Here is a 24,853-nt window from a genome sequence, read left to right as displayed (position 1 = left end):
ACCACTTTCCTGCTCTGCAGTGGACAAATTGTTGTCACGTTACAGCATCCGCGCAAAAGTACTTCTTTTCGTATTCCCTTTTGTTATCAGCATCTCTGCCGTTGGCGCCCAATCGGCCGCAGATCTTGCCAAGCGTACTGAACAGCAGGCAGCTTCGCTTGAAGAAACTGCAGCGGCAGTGGACAAGATTACAGCCACCGTCCGTTCCTCAGCCGAACGCGTCAGGGATGTTGAACAGATCGTTCAGGAGGCAAAGCAAAGCGCTGACCTTTCGGCGGGCGTTGTCAGGAACGCTATAGATGCAATGGAGCGCATCGAGAGCGCATCGCGTCACATCGAGCAGATTATCGGCGTCATTGATGAGATCGCCTTCCAGACCAACTTGCTGGCGCTCAACGCCGGTATCGAAGCCGCCCGTGCCGGTGAAGCCGGCAAGGGCTTCGCGGTCGTCGCTATGGAAGTCCGTGAATTGGCGCAGCGCTCGGCTGCTGCTGCTCAAGAAATCAAGGATCTGATCAACAGATCAACGAGTGAAGTCGGCTCTGGTTCGCAGTCGGTCCAGGAAACCGGCACGGTTTTGGCGAAGATCAGCGCGCAGATCGCCATTATCAGTCAGCATGTCGAAATGATTGCACGCGCAAGCCACGACCAGTCTGGTGCGCTGCAGGAAGTCAATGCAACGATCAACCATATTGATCACATTGCCCAGCAGAACGCTGCGATGGTGGAGGAAGTGACAGCTGCGAGCCTTGAGCTGGCTGCAGAGGCCGACACCCTTACCACTTTGATTACGCAATTTCAGCTTGAAGCGAAATCGAAAACTGCCGTCGGCCGAGCTGCATAAGCACGTCTGCTCTGGTGGTCTAGACGGCTGTTCTCCGATCGACGCCCGGTGTGCAGTGTACTCAAAACGAATGGCGCCTTTATGAACAAAGGGGAATGAAAATGAGAAAGACAAGATTGATCCAAGTCGCAGCCGCCGTGTCGACCATCCTGGCTCTCGGCACGTATTCAGCCGCTTTCGCAGCTGACGTTGTGATTGCGTCATCGGGTGGCGGATGGCAGGAAGCGCAGGACAAGGCGCTTTGGGCGCCTGCGGCCAAAGCTCTAAATATTACTTACACCCAAGACACTTTTCAGAATTGGGCTGAGGCCCGCGCACAGGTCGAATCTGGTTCCGTGACCTGGGATATAATCCAGATTGGTATTGCTGACGAACCGCAGGCAAAGGCCGCTGGTGTCCTTGAGAAGCTGGATCCTGACGTCGTCAACAAAGCTGACTTCCCCCCGGGCTCTGTCACAGACAACTTCGTGGCCAACAGCAATTACTCGACACTCATCGCCTGGAACAAGAAAACTTACGGCGACAACGGCCCGAAATCGATGGCTGACTTCTTCGACGTCAAGAAATTCCCGGGCAAGCGGGCTCTCTGGAACCAGCCGGTGGGCATGATCGAAGCCGCAGCATTGGCATTGGGGACCCCTCGTGACAAGGTTTACGAGTTTCTCTCGACCGAAGAAGGCCGCAAGGCATCTATCGCCAAGCTGACAGAGCTCGCGCCAAGTGTGTCCGTGTGGTGGGAAAGCGGTGCACAAGCAGCGCAGCTGATCAAGGACGGCGAAGTGGACATGATCATCACCTGGGGCGGTCGCGTACAGGGTGCGATCAACGATGGTGCGAGCTTTGCCTACACCTTCAACGACGCGCAGCTCGGTACCGACGGTTATGCCGTTGTGAAAGGCGCTCCGCATCGCGATGCAGCCATGCGCTTTTTGAAGGAAATGTCTAAAGCCGAGTATCAGAAGGATCTTCCGAACTCGTTCGCAACGGCTCCGGCAAACATGAAGGCGTATGACCTGGCGAAGTATACGCCTGAAAAGATGGCGACGATGGCGTCCGCTCCGGAAAATGTCGCTGTCCAGTACTCAGTCGATCCGAATTTCTGGGCGAAGTACGCAAAGTGGGCCTCGGAAGCTTACGACAACGTCCGCTCACGCTGACTGCTGACCCTGTCCAGCCCTTTATTCCAAAGGGCTGGGTCTCCAGCTTCATTCGCCGCACTTTGTGGCAGCCGAATAGCCAGTCGAATGAAGATGCGCAGTTGTCCCGATGAAGGATCGAACATGCAAACAAAATCAGAATCTACCAACGACAGACTACAACCGTCTTCGCTTCCGATTACGGTCGCGGGCGTAACAAAATCTTACGGCGCTCTTCAAGTTCTGTCGGACATCAATCTCCATATCAAAAGTGGGGAATTCCTGACATTGCTGGGTCCTTCCGGATCTGGCAAGACGACGCTCCTTATGACGCTCGCCGGCTTCATACGCCCTGATCTCGGATCTTTGAAGTTTGGGGAAGAGGAGGTGGTCTTAAAGGCACCTCATCTTCGGCGGGTGGGGATGATGTTCCAAAACTATGCGCTTTTCCCGCACATGAGCGTCGAAGCGAACATCGGATATCCTTTGAAAATCCGAGGTGAAGATCGAGCGACGATAAAATCCAAAGTTCAAGGCGTACTTGAAACGGTCCAGCTGGGTGGTTACGGACACAGAAAGATTTCCGAACTCTCGGGCGGCCAACGGCAACGGATTGCTCTCGCTCGGGCGATCGTCTTCAAACCGAAAATCCTCCTCATGGACGAGCCGCTATCTGCGCTCGACAAGAACCTCCGGGAGCTCATGCAATTGGAGTTGCGCAACATGCATGAGCAACTCGGCATGACCACGGTTCTTGTGACGCATGATCAGCGGGAGGCTTTGACGATGTCAGACCGCATTGCCGTACTGCGGAATGGCAAGATTGCCCAGGTCGATACCTCAGAGACTCTCTACTCCGAGCCAAACTCCGAGTTCGTCGCATCGTTTATGGGCGAATCCTCCTTCCTCGCGCTCGATCACGACGGAACGTCGTTCTCCTTTCACGGCAAGCAGATAGTGGCGCCAACGGCCAACAAGGAAGGTGTCGCTCGCCATCTGCTCGTGCTTCGTCCAGAGAAGCTTGATTTCATTCGTGACGAAGATCGTTCCTCCTACAATTCCTTTGATGGGACCGTTGAGAAGATCTTGTTCCAAGGAGAGAGCTGCCTGATACAGGTCAAACTGACGACAGGCGATCTGATACAGGTCCGTCGAAACCTGCGGGAAAGCAATAGATCCATTCTTCCCCACGTCAATGATCAAATCATTCTCGGCCTTCACCCTAGCGAAACCCGGATCGTGGCGGGAGAATGAGACGATGACAACCTCTTTTGTAACTCCAGAATATCCTGATCGCAGCGAACTCAATCGCAGGGCTTTGCGGACCGACCAGCGAAAGGAAGCGCGAAAGCTGGTTGGCCTGACCCTGCCCGCAACGCTGGTACTACTTGTCGCACTTCTGGTCCCGCTCGGGGTCATGACGTACCTGTCTTTCGTTGGCGAAGACGGAGGTTTCAGTTTTGAGAATTACACCAGGCTATTCGAGAGCGGCATTTATGGAAGGATTTTCGCCACAACATTCATCGTCGCATTTCTGACGACGGCGATCGTCGTCATAATCGGTTATCCCCACGCCTATCTCCTGTCTCAGCTGCCCGCAAGTGTGGCCGGCATCGTTATGCTCGGCGTCCTTATGCCCCTGTGGACGCCGGTCCTGGTGAGAACCTATGCCTGGCTCGCCCTTCTCCAGAGCAAAGGGATTATTAACAATACACTCGTGCACCTCGGTGTTGTCACCGATCCGCTTCCATTGGCGAACAACCTTACGGGGACTTTGATCGGCATGGTCCAGGTGATGCTGCCGTTTCTTATTCTGCCTCTATACGGATCCATGAAGGCGGTGGATGCCAATCTCATGTACGCCGCCTCCAATCTCGGCGCCAAACCGTCCAGAGCATTCCGGGACGTTTTCTTCCCCCTCTCCTTGCCTGGCCTTTCGTCAGGCGCGCTGATTGTGTTTGTGCTTTGCCTTGGCTTTTACGTCACTCCCGCGGTTCTCGGCGGAGGAAAAGTAATCATGGTCGCAATGCGGATCGACGCAAACGTTCGCATTTACTCAAGCTGGGGCGCGGCGAGCGCTCTGGGCGTAGTTCTTATTCTGGTTACAGCCGTGCTTCTTGGCTTGGCCTACTGGAGCAGAAATCGGTTTGGGGGATCGAAATGAATTGGTTCACACGAACGGTTACACCTACGCAGATCAGAAACGTTGACCGCCTATGGCTGTATGCGATCGGCGCCTTGGGCCTCATATTTCTACTGGTCCCGACACTGATCGTCATTCCAATGTCCTTCTCGGATTCGCAGTATCTAGAGTTTCCGCCGAAAGCCCTGTCGTTGAAATGGTACCAGAACTATTTCGGATCCTCCGAATGGATGCGGGCAACGCTCGTGTCCTTGCGGGCAGCTTTTCTAACTTCAATCTTTGCAACGACAATCGGTACCGCAGCCGCTTACGGGACCTGGGTCGGCACTGCGAGATTCAGAACGCCACTTTCCGGACTTTTCATACTTCCACTGTCTGTACCGAGCATCTTGGTGGCCATCGGGTCACTCTTCGTTTTTTCCAGACTGGGTTTGGTCAACACGACGTTCGGCCTGGTTCTGGCTCACACCATGCTGGCGATACCATTTGTGTTCATCGTCGTAACGGCCGGCCTGACGTCCTACGATTTGAACCAGGAGATGGCCGCAAGAAGCCTTGGCGCATCTCGCGTCCGGGCATTCTTCACAGTGACGCTGCCTCAGATCAAATTCTCGGTCATCACCTCAGCCCTGTTTGCGTTCTATGTTTCCCTCGACGAGGTGATCGTAGCGATGTTCATCTCGACAGGCACAGGCGGAACACTCAACAGGAAGATGTTCAACGCTTTGCGTGACCAGGTCGATCCAACAATTGCGGCAATCTCGACATGCATGGTTGCCGTGTCCGTCATCCTCCTGCTTCTGGCGCAGAAATTTCAACCTAAACAGACAAAGGGGTAAATGGATAATGCCTTTTAAACGCCATTGGGGAGCTGCGGACTGTCGGCGCGGATAGTTTACCGCAAAGATGCCGACAACACTCACATGGAGATGAAGAATGCAGCACTGGCTGGACAAGCTGACTGATCTTGCCGCGATCGAAGGCGATGAGTGCATCCTGAAGACCGGGCTGGCGGACATCGCCGACCATTTCGGCTTCACCGGCTATGCCTACCTTCATATCCAGCACAGGCACATCACCGCCGTGACCAACTATCATCGCCAATAGCAATCAACCTACTTCGACAAGAAGTTCGAAGCGCTCGATCCGGTCGTCAAACGCGCGAGGTCCCGGAAGCACATCTTCACCTGGTCGGGCGAGCACGAGCGGCCGACGCTGTCGAAGGACGAGCGTGCCTTCTATGACCACGCAGCCGATTTCGGCATCCGCTCCGGCATCACCATACCCATCAAGACCGCCAACGGCTCGATGTCGATGTTCACGATGGCATCGGACAAGCCGGTGATAGATCTCGATCGGGAGATCGATGCGGTCGCAGCCGCCGCAACCATCGGGCAAATCCATGCCCGCATCTCATTCCTTCGCTCCACCCCTACCTCGGAAGATGCCGCATGGCTCGATCCGAAGGAGGCCACCTATCTGAGATGGATTGCCGTCGGCAAGACGATGGAGGAGATCGCCGACGTCGAAGGGGTCAAGTACAACAGCGTCCGCGTCAAGCTACGCGAGACCATGAAGCGCTTCGACGTCCGCAGCAAGGCCCATCTTACCGCGCTCGCCATCCGGCGGAAACTCATCTGAGAGTTCGGCGGGAAAGATGCCGACCAGATCGTTCGCTTGGCCAAACGCAGTGCCGACGACTCTGCCGTGGTGGTTCGCAGTGCAGTCGACGCTATGGCTCGTATAGAAGCCGTGTCACGGCAGATTGAACAGATTATCGGGCGTTATCGATGAGATTGCGTTCAGACGAACCTCTTGGCGCTCAACGCTGGCGTTGAGGCCGCCCGAGCCGGCGACGCCGGGAAGGGTTTCGCAGTTGTCGCCCAGGAAGTGCGGGAGCTTGCTCAACGATCCGCCAAGGCGGCGCAGGAGATCAAAGGCCTCATCAACAGGTCGACCAGTGAGGTAAATGTCGGCTCCCAATTCGTCCAGGAGACGGGCACGGTTCTCGCAAAGATCAGCGCGCAGATCGTCACGATCAACCAGCATGTTGAAATGATCGCGCGCGCCAGCCACGGTAATCCCCCCGTTTTTAACGGGGCTCAGCAGTAGAATTCATGCTGCCATTTTCAGTTTTTGCCTCGGCGTGATGCCGCCGATAGCCATATTGGGTCGATCATTGTTGTATGTCCAGAGCCATCGTGTGGCGTGATCCTGCACTTCCGTGATAGTATCAAACATGAAGCATCCCAGCCATTCATGCCTGACCGTGCGGTTGTACCGCTCGACATAGGCGTTTTGCTGCGGCTTGCCCGGCTGGATATGAGCGATGATGATGTTTCGTTTCTCGGCCCATGCCAAAAGCGTGCCGCTGATGTATTCTGGGCCGTTGTCCACCCGTATGATACCCGGTTTTCCGCGCCATTCGATGATCCGGTTCAGAGATCGAACAACCCGCTCGGCTGGCAACGAGAAGTCCACCTCGATCCCGAGCCCCTCCCGGTTGAAGTCGTCAATGACGTTCAAAGTCCGGAACGAGCGACCATCGGAAAGCTGATCGGCCATGAAGTCCATCGACCAGGTCTGGTTGGGCTGCTGCGGCACTGCCAGTGGCTCCGGTCGTTCCCGCACCAGGCGCTTCCTGGGCTTGATCCTCAGATTCAATTCCAGATCACGAAAGATACGGTAAACCCTTTTGTGGTTCCAGCCGAAGCCTTTGATGTTACGCAGATAAAGGAAGCACAGGCCGAAACCCCACGCCTTCCGGGCTGTCGTCAGACGCAGCAGCCAGTCGGCAATATCTTCGTTCTCGCTGTCGAGCTTGCGTCCATAGCGGTAGCACGTCTCGCTGACCCCGAACGTCCGACACGCGAGCGCCACGCTCACCTTATGATCTTGAACGGCTTGCATGGCCATCTCCTTACGCTGAGACGGCCTCAGCGCTTTTTTCCAAGAGCTTCCTTCAGGAGATCGTTTTGCATGCTCAGCTCGGCATACATCTTCTTCAGCCGACGGTTCTCGTCCTCCATGCTCTTCATTTGCGAAACCATGGACGCGTCCATGCCGCCGAACTTTGCTCGCCACTTGTAAAACCTGGCATCGCTCATGCCATGCTCCCGGCAAAGCTGCGCAACCGGAATGCCGTCCTCCGCCTGCTTCAGAATTGCCATAACCTGCGCGTCGCTAAATCGTGATGTCTTCATCCGAATCTTCTCCAAAATCATTGTGAGAAAATTCTACTTTTAAACCCGGTTAGTTTGCGGGGGGATTACCCCCGTTTCATGCCTGGAGACACCGACCTCGTTGGCATATCGCAACTTTCCCTCAACCGCCTGACACGCGATCTCAATGTCTAGCCCAAAAAGAGCCTCGGATACCCTACGCCAGCAGAAGTATTCGCCGTCAATTTGCAGGCTGCCCCCTTCCCTTCAAGCTGGCTATGATGCACTTGGATTAGGGCTTCCAAAAAAATTTACAACCGAACAAACAAACAAATACAGAAATTTAGACAATAAAAATGAATTACAACCGCATATATCCTGCCATCAGTCATCACAAAATCAACAATTAATGAGTTTTAATAAAGTACAGAAACAGACGATAATTTTAAGTCGGTTGACTGTCTACGCGATAAAGAAATCGCGGACTACAGCTCCTCGAAACATTGCACTGGGTCAATAATGCAGCTTTCTCCTAATTTATTAATCATGACGCATCGAATGACGCGAGTGTCATTTAAGTCAGAAATGGCCGACAACGAAACGTATTCCGCACTAAAATCAGGGGCTCGACGTGGACATGATTTGGTATCGCTTACTACACGGTATAAATAGCTCAAACTCCTATCTCAAACCTACATCCAACAGCCCACGCAAAGACAGTCTACGCTTCCTGTGAAGTAGTTTCAGCATTCAAAAATGGACCTGTCCAAGCTAAACTCGCCATCACAAGAGCAATATCACCATCGAGTGCGACGCGCGCAGAATGCGATGATGCAATCCGGGGTCGACGTAATCGTCTTGTCTGGTCCGGACTTCCATAATTATTTTACCGGGCTATGGGGTCTGCCGGTAGGCAGGACAGTCTGGTTAGTGATGCATCAATCTGGAAAACCAATTTTTGTCGCGCCCCGTAGTGAGGCGTTAGAAATAAAGGCGCGATGCGAGACCAAGGTGGCCGCGGAGTGGTTTGAATGGGAACGGAAAATAGCTGGTCCTATGGCACATCAGGATGCGCTCTCTGCGTGTATCAGCCTGACCACCGGCTCGATCGGTTTGGACTATAACTATACGTCTGGTTCAAACCTCGAATTGATTAAGCGGACGTTTGGAGCGGAGCGGGTCAGGGATGTGACATTGCTCTTGCAAGATCTCTGGGCCTGCAAGGATGCAGAAGGAATTGCAGCTATCAAGCAGAGCTGCGACATTGTAGGTCACCAATTCATGCAGTGCCGTCAAGTTATTTCACCCGGGACTTGTGAATGGCGTGTCACCCTTGCTAGCGTCCAGACTGCCATTGAAAGAAACGGTCAATTGCTGGGTGAAAATGAGGAGCTGCCACGTTTCTGGCCTCATCAACTAAATATGGTTGGTAGTGGTGCCGATCGAACAGCAAGATGCCACACTTCCGGTGGCGGCCGGATAATGCAAGACGGCGAACATGCACAAGTTTGCTTATGCGGTCAGTTGTTCCGTGGGCACGCAGTCTGTTTCGACCGCCCTCTCCCTGTTGGTTCAAAACCCTTGTCGGGTGATATTCGCAAGGTTATAAAAACAGCGCGTGACGCGCAGTTGGCTGCTTTGTCGGCGATACGTCCGGGAGTGATGGCAGGTGAGGTCCATGCGGCTGCAGTGGCTGTAGTGAACAGAGGTGGATGGACAGACCCGTTCTTACACCGGACTGGGCGCGGGATAGGATATTCAGATTGGGATGGGATTGAGCTTAAAGCCGGCGCTGAGACCGTGCTCAAGGTAGGCAATGTTCTCAGCGTCGAGCCCGGCATCTATGTCAATGGCATTGGTGGAGCGCGCTTCGGGGATACCGTGCTAGTAACTGAGACCGGATATGAGGCCCTCACTCCGCTTGATCTTGGCAAAGATATTTGACGCATTTATTAGTATACGTTAATCTAGTGCAGTATTTTCTATTCGCTCTTTATGTAATCCGTTACAATGAATAAATATTAAAATCCGATGATTGACTGCTATTTGTATTAAATCGTTTTTAATGGATAGTTTTATTATGATACTTGTAATATCTCGATTAAAACATAGATAATAATAATATTTATTTAATATTTTTGCGTCGCACATTGCAAATCTATCTGAAATTACAAGATATCGACAACATTATTTAAGATACACAGACATTAACCCTGAGACTGTTGGACATCAACGGGTAGATTCCTTCATGCATAGCACCTCATTCTTGGGGACAAAAGCACGGTTTGGACGTTCAATTGCTGCGCGAACGAGCTTTGCTATATCCTCGGGTTGGATCATCTCATCAGGTCCAATCAAATTTGTCCAAGAACTCATGTCAGTCGCAACGAAACCGGGGCATATGTCAACGGCCCGCACGCCATGGTCCCATCCCACATGTTGAGTTGTTTTCGTGAGGCCTGCCAGCCCATGCTTGGTCATATTGTAGCCAACCAAAGAATTCGCTACACGCTGGCCAGACATTGAGTTGAGATTAACGATACGGCCAGAACCAGATTCAATCAGATATGGCAAGCATAGCTTTGTCATGATCAGAGGGGCCACGCAGTTGATATCCCATTGCTTTTGAAGCAGCTCAACATTGATCTCTTTCTCGAGGTCAACATGATCGCCACAGCCAGCATTGTTTACTAAGCCATCGATCCTGTTAAATTTTGCGATGGTCGTGCCCACCCAATCTTTCATCGAGCTATGATCCAGTGCATCAAAACGTGCGTAGTGAAGAGCTTCGTTCTCGTCGCCAAAAGCTGCTACCAGGTCTTGTATGTTACGCGCACCCAGACTTACTCGATAGCCGTGCCTGATAAGGTCTTCTGCGATGGCCTTGCCTATGCCCCGAGTTACGCCACTGACCATAACCACAGGACTTTGGATTACACGCACAGACCAGTTGTCAGCAACCAGACTGAAATGTAGAACACGCCCGTTGGCGGTATGCTCGTCAGTTATAGCAGCCCCTAGTAGTGCCGCAACAACCCTGAGTACACCTCCATGGGCGACGAGAAGCACGTTTTCTCTACATCCGTGCTTGAGAGCCTTGGCGACACGGATTGAGAAGATTTCAGTAGATTCACAATCGGGATAGTCGTCCTCAAACATTTGAAGCGGGCCGAAGCCCCCTTCGTGTCTACCAAAATCCCGCTCCTGAAGATCATTTGCAATCTGGAAGCTGGGGCAGCCCGGATTAGCGATGTAGGCAGTCTGAAGTGCACGTAAAAGCGGTGAACAGACAACACCGCTTATTGGAAGCGACCGAAGAACATTGCCGGCCAACAGAGCCTGGCGTTCCCCTTTCGCGTTGAGACCGATGTTCGTTCCGGAACCCTGCACGCCCCAGAGCTTCTCACCGTTCACGACAATTTCTTTCTCGTTGAGGTCGGTCGCGCCATGTCGGATGAAGTAAAAACTTTTGATACCAGCGGGGGCCTTCGCAGAGCCGAGGTAGGTCTGAGAAATTGGCATTTTCACGTGTGGAAGATATGAATTTTTTTGAGAAACTAGATAAGATTAATGAATATCGGTGTTTTGGTTTTTTCTTGTGGCCGTCTTTGTTTATATTGAGATTTTTCAAATCAGTGCGCAAGACATGACGTAAGTATCTGAGTCAGTTTTTATTTTCTATTTTGGTGGCTTATTTCGGCGCGTGGGACATGGCAACCGGGCCTGAATTTCGCCGGTATTCTGTTTCTATTCCAACTTTTTCTTGATCCGCAGCCATTAACGACTTTTGAATAGATACTCCGACACGCCAAGCCTCGCTAGTCAAAAGTGTACCAAACAACGCTTTACAGCAAGAACGGAATGCGCGTGACGCTCGCGGTGACGCCATTTTGCTCTTTCAGAAAAGGATAAATAGCCTTGCTTCCTATTATATCTTCCCTAATTACCAATACATTACACTAGCATCTGAATTTCATAACCAATCTCGATACACCAAATCGATGGACATGCTGTATGCACCCCTCTCAATCGGATCAGCCGAGATCGCTCAACAACTCGACCCTACAATCAGGCAGCTTGAAAATGTCGCAGACGCCGGGCGCCGTGTAGCCGCCACTGGACTGAGGCAGGTGTTCTTCGTATCTGCTGGTGCTGGGTTGGCAATCGGAAAAAGCTTGAATGCGTATACTGACGAGGTTGCGCAAAACCTCCGCTTCATTAGCTACGCCGCTTCGAGATTCGTGGAACTAATGAAAGCCAACCCATCAATCGCTGATGCTCCAGACACATTGATTGTCCTGTCTTCAAAGTCTGGGAAAACTCCAGAAACTGTAGAAGCAGCGAAGCGCCTGAAAAACAAACCTTGTAAAACAGTCGTCTTTACAAAGTCCCAAGACACTCCGCTCGCCTCATATGATCACAGTGCGTTTTTCACCGGGGAAACAACCCAGGCTTTCCAGGCTACCTACATGCTAATGGCGTCATTTACTGGCGGTATTTTGGAAATCAAGGAAAGTTGGAGCTTTATGCCAGCCCTAACTTCATCCCTGAAAGCGCTACCGGTGGCATTATTCCATGCTGCAAGGAAGTCTGTGTTGGCTGGAGAGGCATTTGCTGAAGACTTCAAGAGTGATACCCCCCTTTATTTCATAGCCTCAGGATCTGGCCTACTCGTCCCGCACGCTTACGGGCTTTGCGTTCTGCAGGAAAGGTTCGGGTTCGACGTGCATGTTGTTAACGCCACTGACTTTTTCCATAGTGTCGTGGAGACAGTGCGTCCTGGTACGAAGGCGCGCTTTATTCTCACCGTCCCAGGAGATGGAAGCCAGGGTAGCATGCTGGATATAAAGACTTTTTTTGAAAAAGCCGCCAAAGACTATCCGGTAAGCTTTCACGTGCTTGATACCAAGGATTTCGACACTTCGGGCATAGACCCAGAAATCCTTAAAATCGTTGGCGCCCTCATTTGCGAAGCTTACCTGAAACCTTGGACTCCCATATTGGCAAAGGCAACCAAACAAACAATGAATGATCCGCTCCTGCATATGGGGCGGTTCAAGTATTACAACTGCCATTTGGGCTGAGTTGAAGACATGCTCCTGTCAGAAATTCCGTGATCTTACTCAATATTCAGTAATCACGACCCATGTCCTAAATGTGTGTGGCTTTATCTGTGTTTGTGTTGTTTCAGCAATTTATGTAACGTTTCCTTTTCTTATGAATTTTCAAATACATTATCGATAGTACTATGAATATTTCATATCGTGGATCGTCTCAATCACAATGATGCGTAGTGACCCGATAAATAATTTAAGCGTCCTTAATACCAATCCTAAAATAATTGAAACAAATAAAATTTTTTTGTAATTTTTATGATAGCAAATGGATTCTCCAGCAAGCCTGCAACAAAATATTGTGTATTTCTAAATAGATTTGGAGATTAAAATCTCAAGAAAGCAAAATTTCATTTAACAACACAGTAATTTAGTACATAAATCAAAATTATGCTTAACCATATCCATAATATTAAACAGAATTACATTTTTCAACAAAATGTTTTGGGATAATATCCAGTAATCAACAATGAAAACTACGGCTTTTATGCCCGGGGAGGAAATTACACTGAGGAAGGAGAAGATGACGACGATGAAGACGAGACTGGCGGAGCGGAAACAAGAGATTCTCAGACAGGAAACCTTATCAATTATCCGATCATTGCTTTAGGGTCATGCCATCTTTCGGCATAATTCCCGTCGACGACTCCTAATAAAGTCGGCTAATCTATGAGAGTGTGCTTTGGATCTTTGTTATTCTTCATGTTTCCAATGTCATCTAGTAACGAAATAAATACGTTATCTTCGTCTAAAAGCAGGGAATTTTTTCGGAAAACATCACCACCCATCATGGGTGTTTCTTGCAGTTTTCGAATCTAGCCTGGTAACAATCTAACGGGCGTCTATTTCTAACCATACCGTGAGATTGTGATTTAAATTAATTCAATGAACAACTTAACATCATTACTCTTAAATAAGAATATAATTATCTCTAAGTTTTACCGGGTTCGATTGAATATGACAAGAACTACAAGTTCAATACTATTGCCTTATTCCTTTAATACTTAATACAACGAGGTTCTCAGACACACCTTGACATAATAATAGATTTTATAAGCACCTCTATGATGCAACTACTAGAATGACATAGACTTCGAAACCCGGCGCCATTAAAACTAGACAGCACCATCTGACTCCACGTCATCAAGAGCAGCCTCAGGGAGGAAAGCTGAACAGCCCACAGCGATCAAGTGATAATCCAACGGTTGGCTGGCGTCTGGCATTCTCCTTTTCCAAATGTCCTTGCTTTGACCAAAAGTGTTCCGGACGGCTCCTACGTGCTTGAACTCGTTGCTGGCCTGAATTGTTAGAAAGTACGAGGACGAGTGTTCATTTCTGCTGTAGTTGATCCGACCACCGTCTCCGCTGAAGGCTTGCAGTTGCTCCCTCACCTGCCGGAATGTATAACTGTCAGAATAGGGCTCCAACGTCGTGGCAATCAATCCATCAGGAGCATTTGAAACTAGAACCATGCTTTGCCGGCATATCCGATAATTCTCTTCATCGAGATAGACGTACAGAAATTCCCCGCTAGGATCGATGATGTCGCCAGACTTAGTGTGCAGATCGGTTTGGAACTTTTTTCGATAAGCTTTTGAAAGCTCCGAGAGTTCATCCTGCAGTTGATCATCTTTGCCATGAGAAAGGCATGGTACAAGCCAACCTTGCCGAGTCATGCTCTTTCGATCCTGCGTTTTTAAGAAAAGAAACAGCTGAGCTTGGCTGCAATGGTAACAATTAGTGTCAAACTAAATATTAATAGGCAAACTGAAGACACTCCCCGCAAATTTCGCAGTTTTTGTCGCTTTCACGAATATCCGTGACTTTTTGCGCGAATAATGGAAATGATTCCCGGTGTATAAACAACGTATAAGAACTTATTTATAATGTTAAAAAAGGTGTATTTACTCTTATTCGTTCGATGACGAAAATGGAAGAACATTCATAAAACTTATGTTCTAAATGAACACTTAAATAGGTTATTTTACAATCATATCTATATCCAGACATCGTAATTTTAAGACGCAGTCTAGTATTTCCAAAGGAATTAAGAAGCTGTTCGCCAGCATAAATTTTGAAAACAGGATGATGTCTGAAGCACTTGCCGCCCTGCCACAACAAGACAAAGCTAAAAACAATTGCGAACATCTTATTCAAATGAAGACAGGTGTGACGCGGAGCTGGTGCAAACTAATACATTCCGAATGGATGACCTTCGAATCCGTCGTAAGCGGCTGCGTTAACTCGAGGGAATTTCTGTTCTTGTCGGCGTGCATGGATGAGATACTCCTGAGCGATCCCATGAATCAACTTATCCTCCATATCTGCGTCAAGCTGCAATAGCATATCGGATGTGATCTGGTTCTGGCTAGCAAACAACATGGCATATCGATATCCATCGATCTCTTTCAGTATGGGCCTCAGCCGAGGCTCTTTCCAAAGATCAACCAACTCTTGGATAATAGAAAGGCCTGCAGCGGGGCGTAACATCTGCTTAACTCTGGCCTTGGCCACGTTCATGAAGGTCTCCTCGTCTGCTAACTCGCGGCGAATAATATGCCAACGAAAATCCGCACTCCAATAACTGCTTTGCGCCATGCACTTGAGCAACGAGATAGATCCTCCCTCAAGAATAAGCCCGCCGTGGGCCTCATAATTATACACCTCCCCCATCAGCCTTTCATGAGCTTGCTTGGCTGCGATGATACCCTTCACCAGAGGCCGATCATCAAGGTATAGACGGCTCGTTCCTTTCAGTTCTTCCACTGTTGGTCGTCCGCTTCCGGTTGACAGCTGAGGACAACATTGGACCCGATCGAGCGAAAGGACTGGAAGCCCAGTCTGCTGGGCAAGAGCTACCGCGGTCGACGTCTTTCCTGTGCAAGTTGGACCGAAAATTAGACGCAGATCCATAAGTTTTTTGCGGTATCTTGAATACAAATTGATTTTTGGATTAGAGAAGTGTACTACCAGAGGCGGTTATATTGCCTCCTCGAGATTCCTTATTGAAGAGCAACTGGCTTTACCGTCTCCCCAAAGGGCAATTTGTTTTTCAACAAAGTGTGGGGCATGGCTGTCTCCTTGAAAGCAATTTATCACTAACGAGGGCACCCTTAAGTCAAATAAGGCTGACTAAATCAGCAATACAGAGGCAGCTATTCATGCCACTCGGGGACGTTTTTCCGCGCTTTACTGCCATTTGTCTGCGCTGATTACACCATTTCTGGCCACAGAGTGAGATCTTTTGTAATATTTGATTAGGTGAGACGTCAAAATAAGGGCGACTATTTCACAATTGACGTAAATTTCCCTCTAGTTAGGCACATATGATAGCAATTCTTTAACAACGGCGTCTATTATTTACTTCTTGCAGTCGTTGTCATTGTAACAGAATCAAAGATATGGTTGAAATAACAGTGCCATTTCAATAAATGCGACAGTTAATATTTTAATTATACATCATCATATTATGGCACGCTTCAACATCATGAAAGATCAATACAATAACATACATTTTTTCTTTTACGCCATTACCTTCGTTGTTGAAAATCAAGATTGCATTAATATGCAATTTATAAAACGTGCAATACTTGTAACAGGATCCGTAGATTAATTTCTATTGCGGTAGTTATATCTCTTCCAAGAGTGTTCGAGAGGATTGTCCTTTGCCAAAATACCTCCACAATTGTGGATAATTGCACAGACGGCGTTACACGCGGTCTGAATAGCGCCCTCCACCCATCCACCGGTGAAGGAACAACTGCAACCCGCCAAGTAAACTCCGGTATCATTAGTCATGTCCAGCGCTTGAAAGAAAAGTTCTTCAGAATAAAAATCCTCGCCACGCCGGTTGAGTTTGAAAGCTCCCCCGGCATTCTCGTCTGTAAGCCAATCATGTTGAACAACATTTTGGTCGTAATCAGCGCAGGCGGGAACTAGATGCTGGGCAAACTCCGGGAAAGATCTCGAAATTGCGTCCCGCAGCAGACAGAATCGCTCTTTTTTGTCGGGAACCGCCAACAGCTTGTGGGAGTCGTCCTCCCATGTATAACTGATGAGCACCAGACCTTTACCATTCGGATCCTGCGGCTCATAGTCCAGGCAGTACACTGCTTTTGCGATCCCGTCCATGAGGACACAGGACGGGAGGATATGGTCTAACCAAAATTTTCGTTCAGTCAGCAGGAAGAGTTTTGACGAGCCTGTCATATGGCTGTTATCAACCGCTTGGTTCACTGGTGCACGAAAAATGGTGGTATCGCATGTCAGACAATGCCTGAGTTGGATATTTGCGAGTCCAGATGTAACCACCACCTTATCATAAAGTTCAGATATCCCGCTCTTAAGCCTTATCTTTATTTTTGTCTTTTCCTTCTCAATCGCCCTGACTTGAACATGGCGTATACGCTGGCTTACAGACACACCGTTAACCACTTGAGTGGCTATTCGACGTGGAAGTTCTGAGATTCCTTCAGAGCACATCCGCTGATTTTCTTCATATCCGTTTATGACCAAGCGAAGGATCTCAATAAACCCGCTTTCAAAAACTGGACCAAACCCGCCAGATCCTATTCCCATTAGCTTGAATAGGTCCCAATCATGAGGGAAACTCCATGTTTCACCACCAGGAGGATGCGTGCCCAGAAAGATCCTCTCTATCGCTGAAGAGAAGGACTCCCTCCCGAAACGGTTCAGCCAAGTTTGCCAGGAGTCATGAGCCCGCCTAATGTCTCCTGATTTCAAGGCTTGAGTAATAGCAACAGGCGAAGCCAACACAATATCTCCCTCATGGAAACCGTCCTTCAAGAACGCACGCCAACCGCTGTAAACGCGATGGAACAGCTTCGGTGGCTGCTGCCCGGCTTTCCACATGTATCGGAGGCCTTGGTAGACCAAGTTAGTGTCGACTGTGCCGGGATTTGGGAACGGCCTCATCGAAGACAGGCCGTACCGCTCGAGGAAGAAAAACAAGCACGATGCAGCAGGAGGAAATCGCATCGCCCCCATTTCGGCCACCACGCTGGGAGCGTCCTTGAAAGCATGTGACCAAAGCTTGCCTCCAACCCGATCACTTGCTTCATATATTGTAACATCGTCTACAGCAGCATGAAGCAGTTCGCTTGCCACCACGAGTCCGGAAATGCCAGCGCCAATGATCGCCACTTTTGGCTTAAGAACATCTTCCGGAAAGAAGCCGATCCGTCCACTATCGGAACATTGGTCAAAAAACGATCTGTAGTCATAGAGCAAGTCAATTGTTGGAAAGGAACCTGCCGAAGCCTTCAGCATCAGGTTTCGACCATAAGCTACCATGTCAAATGGTACGGCCTCTTCAAGGGTCAGGGTAAACCCGGTAACGCGTTTCGTCGTGCCTTTCTCGTACGGCGGCATTTGCAGGGTTCGGGAGCGGGCAGTCTTAGAGATTGAAATGGCCACGAAATGACTAAGATCGCTGGATGCACATCTTTTACCGCTCAGCAAAAACAGGGTTTGGAGAAGTTGTGCTTCGGAGAAATCCATACAAAATGGTGCAAGGTCGATGGCAACGAGACCACTCACTCTTGCTCGCGCCCAAGGTTCCGATTCAAGTATCCGCCCCAGAATTTCCTTGCCAACATAGATGTAAGCGGAGAGGGCTGCTACCTTCTCACCAGCTGAGATCTCGGGAAAGCGACCGTCGGCCAGCCTTTTGCAAGCTAACCCAGCGCTGCACTCGCCGGAGATTTGAGTAATCCTCCTTCCCCTAGAAGCTTCACGTTCTGAGAAGGCATCGGAAACCCTGCGGTCCAATTCATCAGCCTTATCGACCATTATCAGATCCACCATTTTGGTAGAGAAATGATCGCACTGGTTATCAAGGAGAGCTGAAGCTGACATTGCTAGAAAAGATTGGTCTTTGTGTAGATAACTAACGACATCAACCGTTTCTATTTAAGTTGCAAATCGGGGAACATACTGTTCATTGACATCGCAATGGAAAGCGACAATTTGGGCATTTTTTAATACAATATTCACGCAGGTCCACCTCGCCGTTCAATCAAGTTGAATATTGATTGATACAATACTGTTTCCGTTTGAAAAAGCGACCTTAGTGCCTCCAATGATTAGTATCATACGCCGTGATTGCGGAATTCCCTCCAATAATCGCGCAATTTGGGTCAAAGCGCGGTATATTTATTTAATCTGAAATGGCCCTGAAATCCCCAAACCAGAAAAATGGTGCCCATTACCTCGTTAGCACAAACCCTAGAACGCCTGAGACGGAAAGACTACTCCTGCTTAGAACTAGTAGAAACTCTGATAGCGCGTTGCCAAGCTGCAAAACCATTAAATGCCCTTCTGGCTACAGACTGGGATGGCTTGCGGCGAAGCGCCAAAAAAATTGATCGTCATGGAAACGCCGGATTAGGTCTTTGCGGCATTCCACTCTGTTTTAAGGCGAACATCGCGACCGGCATATTTCCTACAAGCGCTGCTACTCCGGCGCTGATAAACCACTTGCCAAAGATACCATCCCGCGTCGCAGAAAGACTTTTTTCAGCTGGAGCACTGCCGGGTGCCTCGGGAAACATGCATGAGTTATCGTTTGGAATTACGAGCAACAACTATGCCACCGGTGCGGTGCGGAACCCGTGGAATCCAAGTCTGATACCAGGAGGCTCAAGCGGTGGTGTGGCTGCTGCGGTGGCAAGCCGATTGATGTTAGGCGGCATAGGCACCGATACCGGTGCATCTGTTCGCCTACCCGCAGCCCTGTGTGGCGTAGTAGGATTTCGACCGACGCTTGCTCGATATCCAAGAGATCGGATAATACCGGTCAGCCCCACCCGGGACACCGCCGGAATCATAGCGCAGTGCGTAGCCGATGTTATAATCCTCGATCAGGTGATTTCCGGACGGTCGGCGAAAATTTCACCCATGCCGCTGAAGGGGCTTCGGATCGGCCTCCCCACTACCTACTTTTACGATGACCTTGATGCTGATGTGGCCTTCGCAGCTGAAACGACGATTCGCTTGCTAGCCAACAGAGGCGTAACCTTTGTTGAAGCCGACATCCCCCACCTAGAGGAACTGAATAGTGGGGCAAGTTTGCCAATTGCGCTTTACGAATTTCCACACGCTCTAAAAAAGTATCTCGACGATTTTGTGGGAACAGTTTCTTTTTCTGACGTTATCAAAGGAATTCGTAGCCCCGATGTAGCGAACATTGTCAGTGCGCAAATTGATGGGCATCAAATTTCCAACGATGAATATGAACTGGCGCGTCAATCCTTCAGGCCAAGGCTCCAGGCCACTTATCGGAATTACTTCAGACTCTATCAGTTAGATGCAATCCTTTTCCCAACTGCACCCTTAGCGGCCAAAGCCATAGGTCAGGAGTCGTCAGTCATCCACAATGGCTCAATGATGAACACTTTCAAGATCTACGTGCGAAATGTGGACCCAAGCAGCAACGCAGGCCTACCTGGGTTGAGCCTTCCTGCCTGCCTTACACCTGATCGCTTGCCTGTTGGAATGGAAATTGACGGATTAGCGGGGTCAGACCACCGTCTGTTAGCAATCGGGGCAGCATTAGAAAAAGCCATAAATTTTCCTTCCTTTCCCGATGCTTTTAATTAGCTGTATGCCACGCCACTTATTGTCTAATAAATCTGCACTTCAGTTAGCATTATCTGAATGTGATAGAAATTTCTTCAGACAGGCTTGTCGTTCCCGAAATCAAAACAGCTACTTGATATATATATTCTACAGTTATTGCGTCTCCACGGAACAGAATACGCATTATCTTTTGACTCAATAGTGAATTAGATTCCCAAATAAAATTAAAGTAGAGAATTTCGTAGGCTGCACCTACAATTTGTTTTGAGCGCCAGAACGGCTCAAAGATTAGACAGGGGCCCCAAGCCAAAAATATTAACCATATATATCTTTAGCAAATAATTTATCACTCATAAAGCACGCAACAATACAACATAGAATTCATAGTACATATGGGAAATACGCTGATTATCTTAATGCTGGCTACAGCATTTTATTATCATTACATAGGATCGATACATTTCGTTACAATCGGACACTGTTGCTTCATCCCCGCTGACACACCTCTGCGCATTAGACCAAGCGCTTCAACAAGAAGGTGGGAGCCATTGACCACCACACCTTGGGTTCTTTTTCAGCCCGTTATCATGAAAGAGGGCTTTGCCGACCGCGATTATTTCAACACAGAAAGGATCAACCCGGGATGGCGCTAAGAAGCTATCGCAGCCGATCTTCATATGCGAGAAACTTGGATTTTGAAGCGAAGTAGGAAGGAAAGCAATATAAGCATCCAAATCATGTGTTTCATTGCTTGTATTCTGACAGACGTTGTTGTGCCACGACCTCATAGTTTCTTTTGTTATTCCTTCCGCATAGGGTGGAACGGTGGAGATGACTACGCCTTCGTCGGAAACGCCGTCATAAAATCGCTTGTGTGCGTACTTTCGCATTGCTTGAAACGAACAATAAACGTACATTAGTGAATCATTGAGTATAATATACAGGGGTATACCTGCTGGGCCTGGCAAGCAAGCAACTTCGCAAAAGCGCTTGACCACTTCATCTATAGCTGGATCAATGGGAACATCAGTATTAATGATGGAATTCATCCAGGAACGTTGAGCAGGTATGAGATCCTCTTGTGCAAAGCTGCGATAAGCAATCTCTGTGTGACGTAGGACGAGTTTAAGTTCACGCCGATCTTGTATATTCGAGCTGTCGATAATGTTGAATATCGGTCGACTGTGATACATATCGAACTAGTTACTTATTTTTGAATGTAAATTTCAGTCACAGTCAATAATTAAACGCGCTTCAGTGCCCCTTATATTGGGCGACTCTATAGCATCAATCACGGGATTGGTTTGAAATTAATTGAGTCGAATCTCAACACCGAAGTATTTCGTCCTTTTACCCTATTAAACTATTTATCTTGATGGAGGATTTTTCAAAAATGGGGCCTGCCTTTCGCTGAAAACACCGACAAAGGTGTGATGTTAGGTCGAAAATTTGAAGATTTGCGCAACTAATCGGATAGTGGCCGACAAATTGACGCCGAAAATAACAATGACTGATTATCCGTGGAGTGATTCCAGCTAAGTTATGCCCCACAATAAAATATTAGCTAAAACTGTCAGCATTTGTGCATTATTTAAGTACTCCATTTGGCAATATCTATATACTCCACGACAAATTTTGCTTGTCACTTTTAGATCGAAATCGCTGCAATTCCCGCCGTGCACCCGGCAATTCGCTTTAGCTCGCAAATGGCTGTGAATGTAAGAGTACTTTATATTTTACTCACCATGTCGTGTCGTAACCTCCCGTTTTTTTGCGCAGGTCCTTTGTCAACGTAAGCCACTCAAGGTGGAAGGAACCGTTTGGCCGGCTTGGACACTCCATTGGGATCTACCAGAAAACGTTACTCCCCCCGAGGTTCTCGCACGCCATTCTGTCCCAAGGCTTCTAGAGCGGCTCGAGGAAGACCTGCCCTTACAGGTCATTGAGCACAGAGGAATGTTCAATTTAGGGAAACGAATTCAAGAATGCACCGCGAGCTCATTGTTGGCCGCGCTCGGGCAAGGAGGACGCAATCTGAGCGAGTTGGACGTCTGTTTAACTTCAGATAATGTAGCTATCGTTTCTCATGATCTTAACACTTGGCGAGTGTCTGAAAAGTTGGGAGATAAGCTTTTCAATGAAATTCACTCATCAAAAATCAAGGATGTACCTGTTATTATTCGAGAGGTATCAAATGGGATAATACAAGACAAGTATCTTGAAACCATTGATCATATTCCTTTGTTAACTGAAATATTCAGCAAGGTATTTTTGGCTAATCCAGATGCCACCATTTTCCTAGACGGTAGGAACTACGAGGCTCACGTGATTGTGGCTTGGCTTAGCCACCGGCCGGAATACCATCAAAGAGTTGTTGTACTTTTCTATACATTTGAATACCCACACGGCGGTGCCTTCGTTGATGCAGTTTTAAATGCCCAGCCCGCATCTGCTTGGAGGAAATCAATCGCCCTGATGCCCGCTCTTTTTCCTGAAGAACTGTGCCGACTGGCCCGTCTGCGTCAAGTTACTGAACCCACAGTCGATGATTTGTATTTGGCAGGCAAAGCCTGGTTTGATTCCATGCTAATGCAAGACATGAGGATCGTGGCGGCACATGTTGTTTTCTCCGGGGTGACCAGAAATTTGCTGGGCCAAGTTGTCGATAAAGATGTCTTGTTGGCTTTCGATTCAGATCAAGCCGCAGTGAGACTCGCGTATTCCCTCAAGGAGGATACGATGATTAGAGCTAAACGCCCTCACCTGAAGTTTGCTGCGGTCACTAGATGCTATGACTTCGCAGCCCTCCTGGATTCCGGCGAGCGGGGTGAATTCTCCATCGACATTAAAACAGGCAGGGCCCGACGTCATGAGACAGACGAGCGGAAACACATACGTTGGAGAAAAGGAACACCAGGAAATTCGGCAACAATTGCGGACTGGGTAATCTCAGATCGACCTGAAGATGAAATGGCTATCTGGGAATGGCGAAATCAAGGAATCGATCGTGAAGTTTCTCATCTAAGTCCACACTTGGATCTTAATATAGAAACGTCAAAATAAAAGTCTCGTAATTGAAACAATATGTTTATTAATTTCGATATATCAATGTGTTCACGCGTATTCTAAATTGCAGTGGCATAATTGGAGACCAGGTTTCTATTTTTGCGGCACGCCGCACTCGGTGACCCTTGGCCACGTCCATTTGTCTTTACGATTTTTTCAAAAATGCGATAATTTCGGGAAATCACTTCAAACTTAGTCGCTCGGATTCTCGATATTCAATAATTGAACTGCGAAATTATCGGGTTTGTGTTCGACAAATAATACCTATTAAATACCTATCTGATTACCTGTAGCAAACAACCATGTTCTATCAATATAGCATGATCGCTATTTTAAAATTTTTATTGATGGCCATATCAGCCAATAAAACATTTGTTTCAACAACATCACAAGGACCGCACTCGAACATAGATAATTATTTAAGCGAAAGCACAACCAGACAGCAAATTAATACAGATTCAGCGATTAAAGTAGAAATGCTTTGAAACAGATCGGAGCTTCTTGAAGAAGCGCTTCCAAGGTCTATGACGTTCATTCGGCACTCGATTTCCCGAAAGCAAGGGTTTGCAAGGATGATCTTGCGTCGGGGTCAGATTTGGAGGCCGCACGGGGTACACGGCGTCGGCTCCTAAAGCCGCTTCGGCCCAATTATCAGTTGTCTCCGCCGTTGGAACGTTGCGTGACAATTCGACACTGGCCCGAACATGATTCAAACGAGAACTCTCCCCGACGCTTTTCCAGTCCCAGGACGAGCCATCAGCTAGTATTTCGCTGAACAACGCTCTACCGAACGCGATGATGTGGCAAGGGAGTTCCAACCCTCCTTCTCGTAGAAAGAATTGGACATTTTCGCCACCCAGGTAAAACCGCGGCCCTCGCCGGAAAGCCGTGGTGGGAAGGAAGGCCACAAAATGACTCAAGTCTTCTTCGCCGGTTCCAGCTTCGACGCGATTTCCATCGCGTAAACGCTTGAACAAACATCGCACCATTTCGATTGTAACTCCGGTTCGGTAAGGAGCTAACGTGCATGCGAGAAGGTTCGCCCTTCCGAATTGGCAAAGATCCTTAGACTGCACATGACTCAGCATAGCTTCCCGGGAACAATAAACATAGATTGGCGCCGCGTCTTTACAGATCACCTCCTGCTCTGCGATGGACTGAAGCGTCGGCGGACGAGGAAATGGGAGACGAAGATATAACGCGGAAATTTCGTTTTTTAGCGCGCTCTCTGCCAATCGTCCCCGCCAGTATTTCGTCCAAATCTCCTGATAAATCAGGAGATTATCGCGGATATAGATATGATATAGGATGCATGCACTGGTCAAAAATAGATGCATTTCCATTCTGTCATTAATAAATTCAAGACTAAGCGGAGCGAAGCCTGGACGTGGTGGAACCATCATATCTATTTGCAGAAATGGTCTTCACCTCATCCGCTCAAAAGGCTTTAAATAGACCCTGAATCCAATTACACAGTTCGTCACACACAAGATAACTTTCGCTTACGACTATTTCCCGCTATTCATTGACTTTGTGTGGCATCAAAACGTATATGTCGTTATATGTATGGTATTCTTTTAAAACTATAGGTATCCGAGGTAATTGCCTGGGAATAAGAACTTTGAACAGCATGTTTACTATTTTACGACATATCGCACTGTTCTGTATGAATATTTGTTTCAAAAACACAAACAAACGAGATAATTTATTTCGCTTAGAAAGATGCTACAGTGCTTGAAAACAGAACGTAGTACATAGTGGCAATAGCCCACGATCTGCTGCCGACGTGC

At 48.5% G+C, this 24,853-nt stretch carries 15 protein-coding genes and 3 pseudogenes; 11 read left to right on the top strand and 7 right to left on the bottom strand.

The window, feature by feature from the left end; all coding sequences use genetic code 11:
• Positions 1 to 106: 106 nt before the first annotated feature.
• The 7 genes and pseudogenes from FY152_26450 to FY152_26420 all read left to right on the top strand — a co-directional run bounded on the left by FY152_26450 (position 107) and on the right by FY152_26420 (position 6,235).
• Positions 107 to 844: pseudogene (locus FY152_26450) on the top strand (methyl-accepting chemotaxis protein).
• Between the two features lie 101 nt (positions 845 to 945).
• A complete protein-coding gene (locus FY152_26445) occupies positions 946 to 2,001 on the top strand; it encodes an ABC transporter substrate-binding protein (GenBank protein ID UXS35682.1) in 1,056 nt (351 codons plus the stop codon).
• A gap of 123 nt (positions 2,002 to 2,124) precedes the next feature.
• Complete coding sequence (gene potA / locus FY152_26440; protein UXS35681.1) at positions 2,125 to 3,234, top strand: polyamine ABC transporter ATP-binding protein; 1,110 nt, start codon at positions 2,125 to 2,127, stop codon at positions 3,232 to 3,234.
• 4 nt (positions 3,235 to 3,238) lie between these two features.
• Positions 3,239 to 4,144 carry an ABC transporter permease gene (locus FY152_26435; protein UXS35680.1) on the top strand — a complete coding sequence of 302 codons (906 nt, stop codon included), beginning with the start codon at positions 3,239 to 3,241 and terminating at the stop codon, positions 4,142 to 4,144.
• Positions 4,141 to 4,962, top strand: coding sequence for an ABC transporter permease (locus FY152_26430; protein ID UXS35679.1), 822 nt, complete (start codon positions 4,141 to 4,143; stop codon positions 4,960 to 4,962). The genes FY152_26435 and FY152_26430 overlap by 4 nt, the downstream gene beginning before the upstream one ends.
• A gap of 97 nt (positions 4,963 to 5,059) precedes the next feature.
• A pseudogene (gene traR / locus FY152_26425) lies at positions 5,060 to 5,764 on the top strand (transcriptional regulator TraR).
• A 12-nt stretch (positions 5,765 to 5,776) separates the two neighbouring features.
• A pseudogene (locus tag FY152_26420) lies at positions 5,777 to 6,235 on the top strand (methyl-accepting chemotaxis protein).
• 3 nt (positions 6,236 to 6,238) lie between these two features.
• Here the strand turns inward: FY152_26420 and FY152_26415 are convergent.
• Positions 6,239 to 7,326, bottom strand: a protein-coding gene (locus tag FY152_26415; protein ID UXS35678.1) for an IS3 family transposase whose coding sequence is annotated in 2 segments (ribosomal slippage) — positions 6,239 to 7,065 and positions 7,065 to 7,326 — 1,089 coding nt in all. Because the reading frame shifts where the segments join, the coding sequence is not laid out codon by codon here.
• A gap of 714 nt (positions 7,327 to 8,040) precedes the next feature.
• Between FY152_26415 and FY152_26410 the strand changes: the two genes are divergently transcribed.
• Positions 8,041 to 9,228, top strand: a complete 1,188-nt coding sequence (locus tag FY152_26410; protein ID UXS35677.1) for an aminopeptidase P family protein — start codon at positions 8,041 to 8,043, stop codon at positions 9,226 to 9,228.
• Positions 9,229 to 9,513: 285 nt separating this feature from the next.
• On the opposite strand, the gene FY152_26405 is transcribed toward FY152_26410, so the two are convergent.
• Positions 9,514 to 10,806, bottom strand: a complete 1,293-nt coding sequence (locus tag FY152_26405) for an SDR family NAD(P)-dependent oxidoreductase (GenBank protein ID UXS35676.1) — start codon at positions 10,804 to 10,806, stop codon at positions 9,514 to 9,516.
• A gap of 368 nt (positions 10,807 to 11,174) precedes the next feature.
• Between FY152_26405 and FY152_26400 the strand changes: the two genes are divergently transcribed.
• Positions 11,175 to 12,368, top strand: a complete 1,194-nt coding sequence (locus tag FY152_26400; protein ID UXS35675.1) for an SIS domain-containing protein — start codon at positions 11,175 to 11,177, stop codon at positions 12,366 to 12,368.
• Between the two features lie 1,145 nt (positions 12,369 to 13,513).
• Here the strand turns inward: FY152_26400 and FY152_26395 are convergent.
• The 3 genes from FY152_26395 to FY152_26385 all read right to left on the bottom strand — a co-directional run bounded on the left by FY152_26395 (position 13,514) and on the right by FY152_26385 (position 18,275).
• On the bottom strand, positions 13,514 to 14,074 hold the full coding sequence (locus tag FY152_26395) for a hypothetical protein (GenBank protein UXS35674.1): 561 nt from the start codon (positions 14,072 to 14,074) through the stop codon (positions 13,514 to 13,516).
• 514 nt (positions 14,075 to 14,588) lie between these two features.
• Positions 14,589 to 15,311 (bottom strand): isopentenyl transferase, encoded by a 723-nt coding sequence (locus tag FY152_26390; protein UXS35673.1) that lies wholly within the window; start codon positions 15,309 to 15,311, stop codon positions 14,589 to 14,591.
• Positions 15,312 to 16,007: 696 nt separating this feature from the next.
• Entirely contained in the window at positions 16,008 to 18,275 is a 2,268-nt protein-coding gene (locus FY152_26385; protein UXS35672.1) for an NAD(P)-binding protein, read from the bottom strand.
• A gap of 339 nt (positions 18,276 to 18,614) precedes the next feature.
• Between FY152_26385 and iaaH the strand changes: the two genes are divergently transcribed.
• The gene (gene iaaH, locus FY152_26380) at positions 18,615 to 20,018 is read left to right on the top strand and encodes an indoleacetamide hydrolase (GenBank protein UXS35671.1); all 1,404 of its coding nucleotides are present in this window, start codon (positions 18,615 to 18,617) and stop codon (positions 20,016 to 20,018) included.
• Between the two features lie 506 nt (positions 20,019 to 20,524).
• Here iaaH and FY152_26375 read toward each other — a convergent pair.
• Positions 20,525 to 21,190 carry a hypothetical protein gene (locus FY152_26375; protein UXS35670.1) on the bottom strand — a complete coding sequence of 222 codons (666 nt, stop codon included), beginning with the start codon at positions 21,188 to 21,190 and terminating at the stop codon, positions 20,525 to 20,527.
• A 613-nt stretch (positions 21,191 to 21,803) separates the two neighbouring features.
• Here FY152_26375 and FY152_26370 point away from each other — a divergent pair.
• Positions 21,804 to 23,060, top strand: coding sequence for an agrocinopine synthase (locus FY152_26370; protein ID UXS35669.1), 1,257 nt, complete (start codon positions 21,804 to 21,806; stop codon positions 23,058 to 23,060).
• Between the two features lie 461 nt (positions 23,061 to 23,521).
• On the opposite strand, the gene FY152_26365 is transcribed toward FY152_26370, so the two are convergent.
• Positions 23,522 to 24,466, bottom strand: a complete 945-nt coding sequence (locus FY152_26365; GenBank protein ID UXS35668.1) for an E protein — start codon at positions 24,464 to 24,466, stop codon at positions 23,522 to 23,524.
• Positions 24,467 to 24,853 lie beyond the last annotated feature (387 nt).

It is taken from the genome of Agrobacterium tumefaciens (genome assembly GCA_025560025.1).
In the GTDB taxonomy this organism is placed as follows: domain Bacteria; phylum Pseudomonadota; class Alphaproteobacteria; order Rhizobiales; family Rhizobiaceae; genus Agrobacterium.
The sequence above is the reverse complement of the archived record's forward strand: the minus strand, read 5'-3'. Positions and strand labels throughout refer to the sequence as shown.